General features: G+C 44.6%; 12 protein-coding genes and 1 tRNA gene. 5 read left to right on the plus strand and 8 right to left on the minus strand.

What is annotated here, in order from left to right:
* Positions 1 to 87 precede the first annotated feature (87 nt).
* Positions 88 to 1,857, plus strand: a complete 1,770-nt coding sequence (locus tag MNV_RS04715) for a flippase activity-associated protein Agl23 (protein WP_096204222.1) — start codon at positions 88 to 90, stop codon at positions 1,855 to 1,857.
* Between the two features lie 33 nt (positions 1,858 to 1,890).
* Here MNV_RS04715 and MNV_RS04720 read toward each other — a convergent pair whose 3' ends face one another.
* A complete protein-coding gene (locus MNV_RS04720) occupies positions 1,891 to 2,184 on the minus strand; it encodes a WYL domain-containing protein (RefSeq protein ID WP_096204223.1) in 294 nt (97 codons plus the stop codon).
* Positions 2,185 to 2,360: 176 nt separating this feature from the next.
* Between MNV_RS04720 and MNV_RS04725 the strand changes: the two genes are divergently transcribed.
* Positions 2,361 to 2,525: a DUF1059 domain-containing protein gene (locus MNV_RS04725; RefSeq protein WP_096204224.1), complete on the plus strand. Its 165-nt coding sequence runs from the start codon at positions 2,361 to 2,363 to the stop codon at positions 2,523 to 2,525.
* 56 nt (positions 2,526 to 2,581) lie between these two features.
* On the opposite strand, the gene MNV_RS04730 is transcribed toward MNV_RS04725, so the two are convergent.
* The 3 genes from MNV_RS04730 to MNV_RS04740 all read right to left on the minus strand — a co-directional run bounded on the left by MNV_RS04730 (position 2,582) and on the right by MNV_RS04740 (position 4,655).
* Positions 2,582 to 2,656: transfer RNA gene (locus MNV_RS04730), tRNA-Pro, on the minus strand.
* 55 nt (positions 2,657 to 2,711) lie between these two features.
* Positions 2,712 to 2,957 (minus strand): hypothetical protein, encoded by a 246-nt coding sequence (locus MNV_RS04735; protein WP_096204225.1) that lies wholly within the window; start codon positions 2,955 to 2,957, stop codon positions 2,712 to 2,714.
* Positions 2,958 to 3,020: 63 nt separating this feature from the next.
* The gene (locus tag MNV_RS04740; protein ID WP_096204226.1) at positions 3,021 to 4,655 is read right to left on the minus strand and encodes a radical SAM protein; all 1,635 of its coding nucleotides are present in this window, start codon (positions 4,653 to 4,655) and stop codon (positions 3,021 to 3,023) included.
* Between the two features lie 40 nt (positions 4,656 to 4,695).
* On the opposite strand from MNV_RS04740, the gene MNV_RS04745 reads away from it, so the two are divergent.
* From MNV_RS04745 to MNV_RS04755, 3 genes are all read left to right on the plus strand, one after another.
* Positions 4,696 to 6,015 carry a TldD/PmbA family protein gene (locus MNV_RS04745; protein WP_306453618.1) on the plus strand — a complete coding sequence of 440 codons (1,320 nt, stop codon included), beginning with the start codon at positions 4,696 to 4,698 and terminating at the stop codon, positions 6,013 to 6,015.
* 9 nt (positions 6,016 to 6,024) lie between these two features.
* Complete coding sequence (locus MNV_RS04750) at positions 6,025 to 6,342, plus strand: nucleoside deaminase (RefSeq protein WP_096204227.1); 318 nt, start codon at positions 6,025 to 6,027, stop codon at positions 6,340 to 6,342.
* A 77-nt stretch (positions 6,343 to 6,419) separates the two neighbouring features.
* Positions 6,420 to 7,784, plus strand: coding sequence for an asparagine synthetase B family protein (locus MNV_RS04755; RefSeq protein WP_096204228.1), 1,365 nt, complete (start codon positions 6,420 to 6,422; stop codon positions 7,782 to 7,784).
* Positions 7,785 to 8,301: 517 nt separating this feature from the next.
* Here the strand turns inward: MNV_RS04755 and hisI are convergent.
* The 4 genes from hisI to MNV_RS04775 form a co-directional block, all read right to left on the minus strand.
* Positions 8,302 to 8,667 (minus strand): phosphoribosyl-AMP cyclohydrolase, encoded by a 366-nt coding sequence (hisI, locus tag MNV_RS04760; RefSeq protein ID WP_096204229.1) that lies wholly within the window; start codon positions 8,665 to 8,667, stop codon positions 8,302 to 8,304.
* A gap of 75 nt (positions 8,668 to 8,742) precedes the next feature.
* Positions 8,743 to 8,958: a type II toxin-antitoxin system HicA family toxin gene (locus MNV_RS04765; RefSeq protein ID WP_096204230.1), complete on the minus strand. Its 216-nt coding sequence runs from the start codon at positions 8,956 to 8,958 to the stop codon at positions 8,743 to 8,745.
* Entirely contained in the window at positions 8,948 to 9,175 is a 228-nt protein-coding gene (locus MNV_RS04770) for a type II toxin-antitoxin system HicB family antitoxin (RefSeq protein WP_096204231.1), read from the minus strand. Before MNV_RS04770 ends, MNV_RS04765 begins: the two co-directional genes overlap by 11 nt.
* A gap of 79 nt (positions 9,176 to 9,254) precedes the next feature.
* A complete protein-coding gene (locus MNV_RS04775; protein ID WP_218837903.1) occupies positions 9,255 to 10,307 on the minus strand; it encodes a PDDEXK family nuclease in 1,053 nt (350 codons plus the stop codon).
* Positions 10,308 to 10,371 lie beyond the last annotated feature (64 nt).

Raw genomic sequence — 10,371 nt, forward strand, 5'->3', positions numbered from 1 at the left:
CGGTTTTGGGAGGGCTTTGGTAACCACCTTAAGAATGTTCCCTTTAAACCATAAATGCTATGAATAGGTTTTAACTATGATAGGTTAATGGATAAAAGAGAGCTTGCTCTATATCTTGGCTTTATTCTTATCATTGTTACTGCGTTCTCCTTGCGGCTATATCACCTCGATGAGAGGGTATTCCATCACGATGAGGCGGCAGTAGGTTATTTCACCTACAAATTATTCAACGACGGCACATATTCTTACGACCCTTCGTTCCACGGTCCCTTCATGTACTATGTTACTGCCGAAATGTACAGGCGCCTGGGAGACAATATATATTCATCCCGCCTCCTTCCAGCGATTTTTGGGGCTTCGATGCTCTTTTTATTATTCCCGCTGAGGAAATACATAAGGACGGGGGGCATGGTACTGGCAGCGTTCTTTTTTGCAGTCTCGCCTTCGTTCCTTTATTACTCGCGGTTCTACAGGGAAGATATCTTCATTGCGTTCTTTACACTTGTTGCGCTGGTATGCGCGGTAAAATACGCTGAAAAATATACTGAGAGCGGGTATTCTTATCTCCGGGTTTTTTACCTGTTCCTGGCTGGAGCAGCACTAGTATCGCTTGCTGCGCTTAAAGAAAATGCATATATTATGATGGCGCTGATAGCATTTTTCCTGCTTCTGCTTTTTATCAGGCAAAAGGGGTATAAAGGTTTGCCTGGCAGGATCAAAAGCCGTGATAAACAGCTCTTCATCCCGGTAGCAGAGGGACTTTTTTTAGTTCTTGTTGTTCTTGTGCTCTTTTCACTTTTTTACACAGGGAATGTTCTTGATTTTTCCGGGATGAAGGTCGCTGTCGAGAAAGCCGTATCACACTGGTATGAGATGCATAAAATCCAGCGTATCGGCGGACCTTACTATTTCTACCTCCCGATCATAGCACTTTATGAACTGCCGGTGCTAATCTTCGGAGTGCTCGGGGCGGCATATTACGGCTGCTGCGAGAAGAAAAAGGAGAAGATGTTCATCATATTCTTAGCGTACTGGGTGATAGTGGACGTCATTTATATTCTTACCAATTATTATCCTGTAGCGGGCAGGTTCTTGCCGATCTCGTACCTCCCGGTTGCCTTTGTTGTATATCTTCCGCTGCTGGTTTTCGGGATTCTTTCAGTCCTTAAATCCCGTAATTTGTTTTATTCATTTCTCATATACTGGACTGTTACGAACCTGGTAGTTTATTCTTATGTCCAGGAAAAAGTCCCCTGGCTGGTTTTGAATCCACTGCTGCCTCTTGTGATCCTTGCTGCCACGTTTCTGGGGGAACGCCTGTCCGAATTTAAATTCAATTCTAAGACAGGTGCTGTAACGCTTATTGCCCTTATCTTAAGTTTGACTTTTTTTATGTATTCAAGCGTTTTCCTGAACTATTATGATTATACAAACCCGGCTGAGCCGCTTATCCAGGCTGCACAGCCCCCGCAGAAATATTCCCGGTTCCTTGATACGTTCTTTGAAATATCATCACAGTACCAGAACCAGTCAACAGAAGTCCAGATCACTGATGACCAGATGGAGACCCAGTTCCTGTGGTACCTGCGCCATTACGGTAATGTTAAATGGAAGGTGAGTATAAACTCATCATTTACCGCCCCGCTCATAGTGGTGCATGATTCTGACGGGAATGAATCTGACGCAAGTATAGTCAAGCGCCGCCTCAGCAGTGATTATATGAGGCTTGACAGTGCAAAGATGTCATGGTACTGGTTTAAAGACAGTGATATAAACCTTGATTATCTGCTGTACAGGAAGATGGACAGACAGCCGGGTGAGTACAGGTTTGTGCTGTTCTACAAGCCCAGGAACTGAAATAATATAATGAAGTGCGACCGGCAGGTGCGATCAAACGCAGCAGTAGATTCTCTTTATTATCGGATCTTTTGGATTATAGCCGGGTCTGATATCTTCAAAATATTCACCTGTGATCTTAAGGCTTGATATCTCCGATACCCGAAAGAGCTTCCATCCGGCAGGGTTACCCGATTTGCTGTAGCCGCTTGTCTGATAAGCCCTCAGTACCTCATTGCCTGAAGTGCTCACTCCATAACAGAATGGCTCCAGTTTACGAAAACCGCCGTTGTAGTAAAAGCGGATTATCATCTTTGAGCGTATTGCAGTGCAAATCATTGGTTTCATGTTCTACTTCCCCTGCTGGCGTCATACATACCTACGATGCCCCACATCCGATTTGTAGCCAAATATCTATTTGTATATTTCTAGGCTTAAATCTGATGATAAAATTTCTGCTAAAGTTGATGCCTGCGTAAGTTTTATTAGCCCCCAGACCAAACCATTTTTGGGGGTGAGCAATAATGACAAAGGAAATTGAATGCAGAGCTTCGGGTATCGACTGCCCGTTCATGATCCGGGACGAGGACGATAATGAGTTAGCCTCGTTAGCCCAGCAGCATCTTCAGAATACGCATCATAAAAGCATGTCAAGGGAAGAATTACTCAGAACTGCAAAGGAGGTGTAGGCAAGTATAGCCTACACATTTTTAAGAAATATCATACATCCAAAAATAGATTATAATGGGATAGCGCGGATTTGAACCGCGGTCTAAGCGTCCCAAACGCTCAAGGATGGACCAGGCTACCCTACTATCCCGTGGGCGCCTAATCTACAGCCTGATAAGATAAAAACCTTTACTCTTGTCGGGCAGTTATTCACGACATTCTTTTTCCATGCCCTGCCTTATGCCCCAGGATGCCCACATCAAACCCAGTATGGCTACCATTACGAGAAGGACGACCAGGACAACGGCGATTTTTTGGAAAAGGCTGAATGACGCAGCGAAGAATGCAACATATATTATTGCAAATATCAACCCGCCGAATAAAACTGCTATGGATACGGCCACTCTTGGCGCGAGCCCCGGCGGAACTTCCCGGCTTTCATTTTGGTCCATTATATCATACACCTCCCATGATATTATTTCACGTCCACCCTAATATATCATATGCCAGGAGAGCTAATAAATGATGTGTTCCAGTAGTTCCCTCCTGATCCCCGCCCTCTTAATAATATCCTCCTTATCCCTGTACGGTCTTCCCATTACTATCTTCCCTGCCTGCGTTCTCCCCACACCCGGTACCTGTTCTATAACTTTAAGCGGCGCCCGGTTTATATTTACGGGGACGGGTATCCCTGTTATCGACCTGTGCCCGTAGTCCGTCACCATTATATCGTAGAACCTGTTCAACTCAACCTGCGCCGGGATACCCACAAGAAGCGGATAAGTGGCGAGCTGGCGCCCGTAAGTTATTTTATCGAAGACTTCCGTGCGTACGTCCCTCAATATCGTCCCGGCTGGCACAAGGCGGCGCAGCATCGGCAGGTCTATTTCATTCCGTACCTTTTCCTTGTAGCGCAGGAATAAGTCCTTATGCTTTATAACAAGCTCTTCATAGCCGTGCATCGGCGTTCCTGCGAAAGTCATCACTTGCCTGATATTCACACGGCGCAGCATCAGACCGCTATCGAGCACTTTTTTCAGGAACTCAAAGTTCAGCTCAAACGTCTTTTTTGTCTCGCCTTTTAAGCCATGCACGAAGTTAATCCCCGGAAGCAGCTCAGGCAGACCGTTCGCCCCCCACTCTGCGCCTGCCTCGTTTAAGAGTTTTATAGCCTCAAAGACCTCATCGGGCGATGCTTTCAAGTCGTTTGCCCTGATCACTTCGGGGTCGGCGCTTTCCATGCCCAGCGCAGCAACATCGCCGGCAGTGTGGTACTTCACGATGGTCTTTGCGATGCGGCGGGATTCTTCCGGGAACCTTGCCAGCGTTACCGGGTTTGCGTTGTCCATGTGAAGCACTTTAAGTTCCGGCGCAGCGTTCCGGATACCTCTATAAAGCTCCTCGATAGCATCAGGGTCTGGAACCCCGTTTTTTGCCATGTACATGAACAGGTCGGGCTGCCTGCCAATCCGGAAGTACCGCGCCCCGTGATAATATAACGCGCCAGTCTCGCTCACCACATCCTTTACTTCCCGGTAATCAGGCTTCCCGTAGAATGGCTCGGTGCAGAAAGAGCAGTGCGAATGGCGCGGGCAGCCGCGGTATGTCTCAAGCTCGCACATCACGTAAGGATAATCGGGGTGCTGGCAGACCACGAATGCGCCATTCACGCTCCATCTTCCTATTTCGGATGCGGTCCTCATCCTGTGCCGCACGCTGTCGGGGTCTTCCGGGTCATCCAGCAGGTCGTAAACAAAAGCCTCTACATCATTTTTTGCAGGCACGATCCCGGGGATTTGAAGTTCCTTTGCCGACGTGCCGCCTTCCTCGCCAAAACCAAGCCTGATAGGTCCTCCCAGTATCTTTATTCCTTCAAGATGAGAAAGTTCCCTGATTTCTTTTTGAGTTATAGGTGCTGCTCTCAGGTACTTCCCCGGCACTGTCATACCTGCTATTATAATTGTTATATCAGCCCTGACAATCTCTTTACCTGATCGGAGCTGGTCAATGGTGCGATATAGAATATCCTGCGGTTTAACCCCTCTTTCGACCATTGCCCCGGCTATGTACCTGGGATAGGGCGCAAGATATGGCGGAACGCCAAGGCATGCGGGTTCATCCACATACCCATCGATGATAAGGGCACGCATAGGTTATCTTTATCATGTTCAACTTTAATTAATGATTCCGATGACCGATATTTTTGAACTTGCATACAAAGCTCTTGGTTATACCGAAGAAGCAGGCGCGGATGAAATGGAGATATTTTGCATCAAGGGCAGGTCTGTAATGATCGATGTACAGAGAGACGAAATAGACCTTGCAAAAGAAAGCCTGCTCTCAGGCATCGGAATAAGAGCGATAGTTAACGGAGCCGTGGGTTTTTCAAGCACCAATGACGCATCGCAGGTAAAAGAAGCGTGCATTCTTGCTGTGAAATCAGCGCGGGTAAGGAACGGCGACCCGCAGTGGTCAGGGCTACCGCAGAAGCAAAAGCCTGCGGCAGTTATAGGTATTTTTGATAAGAAGATAGAGGAGATCGATATTGAGGCATGTATTGATTATACTGCGCAAATGGTCGAAGGCGCAAAATCTATCCCTTCTGTCACACCCACATCAGGACATTTCTCCTGCGGCAGTTCAACCCAGTTGATATTGAATTCTCATGGTGTTGAGGTAAAAGGGTCTGAGACAAGCATCCAGGGTTCTATAGATACCACAGCAAAGAACTCTGATATATCAACAGCTTCGGAATTTGACATGTCAAGGAAACTGGATATTGATTTTTATGATGTAGGAAAAAAAGCATCTCTTCTCGCCTTAAGGTCACTGAATGGCGTTCGCGCTGAAACGGGGGATACTACAGTGCTTCTTGAGCCCATGGCTTTTGCGGATATCCTTGAGAACACGCTCCTGCCCTCGATAAACGCCGATAACGTACAGAAAGGGCGCTCATCCCTGATCGGGAGAATGAACAGCAAAATCGCGGCGGGTGAGCTTTCTATAATTGATGACGGAACACTTCCAGAAGGCATAGGAACGGCATCCACGGATGATGAAGGAACCCCGTCAAAAAGGATTGAGATCGTGAAGAACGGAACGCTTCGGTCTTTCCTTTATGACTGCTATACGGCGGGAAAGGAGAAAAGAGAAAGCACAGGTAACGCTATCAGGTCTTCTTTCACATCGACACCTTCGATAGGGACACGCAACCTGGTAATCGACCACCCGTCGTTTGATATCATCGCTGAAACCCGCAAGGGTGTGATTGTCAATACGGTCATCGGGGCGCATACTGCGAATCCAATCTCAGGCGACTTTTCAGTTGAGGCACGCAATTCTTTTATGATCAGGGATGGCGAGACCGCTTCGCCTATCAAATCGATGATGATATCAGGGAACATCTTTGATGTGCTTCAGGGCATAGATGGCGCCGGGAAGGATGTAAGAAAAGTAGGGAATATGATCACGCCTACTGTCAGGATATCGAAAATGAGAGTCGTGGGATAGTTTTTAAATATGGACAGATTCATGAAATCAGCAATCGAAGAAGCCACAAAGGGTTTATCGGAAGGTGGGATACCTATCGGTTCTGTCCTTGTAAAAGAAAGCAGGATAATCGGAAAAGGGCACAACCAGAGAATCCAGAAAAGCGACCCGATGGCGCATGCCGAGATAGATTGTCTGCGAAATGCAGGCAGGATCGGCAGTTATAAAGATACTGTGCTTTACTCGACCTTGATGCCGTGCTATCTGTGCGCGGGCGCTGTTGTCCAGTTCGGGATTAAAAAAGTCGTGGTTGGCGAGTCAAGGACTTTTGAGGGAGCCCTGCAATGAATGAAGATATAGGCAAATAGGATCGAGCTGGCGATAAACCAACATAATTTTTTAAAATTTCAACAACTAAAATCATCATGTGCGGCATAGCAGGCGCAGCAGGAAAAGATTCTGAAAAATTTGTTAAAAAGATGCTCGAAGCAATAAGACACAGGGGACCGGATGGCAGCGGCACCTACTCTCTTGGCGATATAACGCTCGGCAATGTCCTGCTTAAAATTACCGGGGACGGGACACAGCCGCTCCACAACGGCGGCGTGCTCACCTATAACGGGGAGATTTACAATTTCCACGAAATCGCGGAAAAGCTTCGGCTGAAAACTGACTCGGACAGCGAGACGCTTTTCAAACTGATCGAATCAACAGGCGCGGAGGCAGCTATCAGAGAACTGGACGGTGACTACGCGTTCGCTTACGCTAAGAATGGCGAAATACTACTCGCGCGCGACCCTGCCGGCGTGAAACCGCTTTATTATGGCGGTACTGGCGATATGTTCGCCTTTTCATCTGAGATAAAATCTCTTTTATCAGTTGGAATAAGCGAAATTTTCGCACTCATGCCCGGATATATGCTCTCCTACAAAAGCGGCAGGCTCACTGAAAAAAAAGTGACAGGATTCAAAGCGGGTGAGCGTATCACTGATGAAAATGCAGCCTCAGAGTTGCTCTTTAATGCAATGGAACAGGCTGTGAAAAAGCGCATCTATAACCCGTGTGCTCTTGCATTCTCAGGCGGTCTTGACAGCTCCCTGATCGCCGCGTTGTGTGGCGAAGTGGAACTGTATTCAGTGGGCATGGCAGGCTCGCATGATGTCCGGCAAACGAAAAAGGCTGCTGACCTTCTCGGCTCTGGTAGTAAACTGCATCTCCATGAACTTACAATGGAGGAAGTTGAATCCGCGCTTCCTGATATAATGAGAGCTACCGGGTCATCAGACCCGTTAAAAGTAAGCATAGCCTTGCCTCTGTTCTTTGCATCAAAAGATGCCCGCAATGACGGGATTCGCGTAATGCTTTCAGGACAGGGCGCAGATGAACTGTTCGCCGGATATAAACGGTACGAATCTATGGATTTTAATGTGCTTGAAAACGCGCTTCGCAATGACATTGATAATATCGCGGCAAATAACCTTGAGCGGGACGATGCCGTGACAATGGCGAATGCTGTCGAACTGCGGGTTCCGTACCTGGATAAAGAGGTAGTGGAACTTGCTTTGCGGATCGCGCCACAGCTTAAGATATGCAATGGCGTGCGTAAGTACATATTGCGCCTTGCGGCGGCAAAGCTCCTGCCGGAAGAGCTCGCCTGGAAAGAGAAAAAGGCAGCGCAGTACAGCAGCGGGGTTTATTCAGCCCTGGAGAAGCTTGCAAAGAAAAACGAATATAGAGGGGATAGATTTCTGGGAAGATATCTGGAGGATTTGAGAGAGGACAGAAAATAGGAGATAAGGATAATTTCTCCAGGAGGTAGATATATGGCAGGAGATAAAATCAGATAGGATAGGAGTAATAGAAACGGTGCTCCTGCCAATTATCATTATAATCATAACAATATATAAGATTATCCATATACATATGCATGAATATCATAGAGTATAATGTAAACAGCTTTATTTCTACCTGCGACCCGGATTTACTGATCACACTTCTCCAATATAATATTGACCTATGGGATTTGACGGTTTCTGCATGCTTTAAAATATAAAGAATATATTTCTAAACATTAAAAAACTGAAATAAACATTAAGAAATGAAATAAACGTTAAAAACTGAAATAAATTTTTATAAACTATCAGTATATTTATGCGGATAATGTTCCATAGATTGAGTGCCTGCTTACACTCCAATAGGGATACCACATGTGTATTGGCAGGATTTCATGCAGCAGGAGTGGGGGTTAAAGTATTAAAAATTGTTCCACCTGTATCCTCATCAAATAAACGAGACCACTTTTTAAGTTTATTTCTTATAAACATCTTCAGGCTCAAACAGCTTTTCGCCGACTATCTTGTCATCGATCGTCCTGTAGAAGCACGACCTGTAGCCCGTATGACAGGCGCCTCCGATCTGTTCGATCTTGAGCAGCACGGCATCGGCATCGCAATCTATCAGTATATCGTGAACAATCTGTTCATTGCCTGAGGTCTCGCCTTTTTTCCAGAGTTTGCGCCTGCTCCTGCTCCAGTAATATCCCCTCTTTGTCTCGATGGTCTTCCGGAGGGCTTCCTTGTTCATAAATGCAACCATGAGGACTTCTCCTGTTTTGCAATCCTGGGCTATTGCTGTGATCAGGCCGTCTTCAAATTTTAAGTCGTTTAGGTTCATAACAGGGTCTCAAGATAATTTATGAGCTTAATAATTTATCCGAGCCTAACGGCAATCGCTGTCAATTTGTATTGGTTATGCAGCATCTTGTTCGGTATCCTCGATAGCTTTGAATACCTGCCTGACTACCTTTGGGTGTAAAGTCTTTCCAGAATGAAACGGGACAATGACTCTTCTATCTCCTTTCATGTATATCCTGTGACTACCTTTACTTCTTATCATCTCAAAGCCAGCCTTCAGTAGCATCCTTTCTGCTTTTTGAGACGTTAATCTTGGTAATTTAGCAGGCAACCGTTACCTCTACCGAAGTTGTCAGAATTTCCCTGCTTAAATATGCCATCTTTTCATCATCTGATAGCGTTTCCAGATAAAGTTCAATGGCTTCTTTTATGTTAACCATTACTTCATCTAGAGTGTCCCCCTGGGTTTGGCATCCTTCGAGTTCAGGACAATAAGCATAATACCCGTATTCATCCTTTTCTATAACAATGCTGACTTTGCAATTCATTCTTTTCTCCTTTCGTTAATTCACTCAATAGCAAATAATAATATCGGTGTGCAAGAGTTCCCGTCGGCGCATAATTGATTTAGTGTATATCAAATTCTTTTTTCAAAAATTCGAGAGTTGAATTGTCTCTCAATTTACAAGCGACATTTTGGTTAGCAAATATCCCCTGAAATTTCTTTGCATTTTCCCTTTCAAATGTTTTTATCCATTCAATTTCAACTATCCATTCGCTCATTTCAGGATTATCCATATTATCTTTTATATTTGGTTGTTTCAGATCTAATTCGTATAATTTTTTTAATGTTGAATCAACATAATCTCTTATTGGAACCGCATCTCTAATCACTTTTCCATATCCAACATATCCTAAACCTTTCATATACGCAAAAATATAGTCTCCTGTCTTCAATTTTTTCAATGACTTACTATATTTTGGCCCTTGGCCAGCAGAGATAAAGCCATATCTCTTAAAATCATCCCAGTTACGATGTTCGCCTTCTCCAACATTAACAAACCAATATCCTGACCAAGGAGATTTTATTTTTGATTCAGATCTGTCTATTACATCATCAGGATCCATTAACCATGAACGACCCAATAATTCAGTACCGTTGTAATTAAAAAAATTAAAAAATATAACATTTATATTAATGCCATGAACTGAGGATAAATAATGAACTATTCTTTCTGAGGTTTCATCCATTTCGGAAGCTACTATGACCATCCCATGTGATACATTAATATTTTCAGGTAATGCTATTTCAAATCGCTTTACAAAGGCACTTTGTAGTGGCTCTTTAAGATACTCTGTTGCTATTCGGTCTATTTGAACTTGGGTTAAATCTTTAATCCAAGAAGCGTAATCTAAGATTTGTGCTACAATGTCTCGTGGGGTTTTATCCCTTTTCAATTCAATAACTATTAAATCTCCATCGCTGTCAATTCCAAGTAAATCAATTCTACCACGATATTCAGTAGCAACTTGCCTTCCAATAATTAAAATATCTAGTCCAAGAATGCCTATATCATTAGCAATCCAACTCTCCAAGCGATTTTCTTGATCAAGTTTAGTCTTACCCAATTCCTCTAATGTCTCATTTTGTATTGACCAGAGGGACATGGTGAAGCTCATAGAATCTCCTTTTCACACTACTCTTCTTACATAATATTAATCCTTAACTCTGCCTAAATTAAGT

The organism is Candidatus Methanoperedens nitratireducens (genome assembly GCF_900196725.1).
GTDB lineage: Archaea > Halobacteriota > Methanosarcinia > Methanosarcinales > Methanoperedenaceae > Methanoperedens > Methanoperedens nitroreducens_A.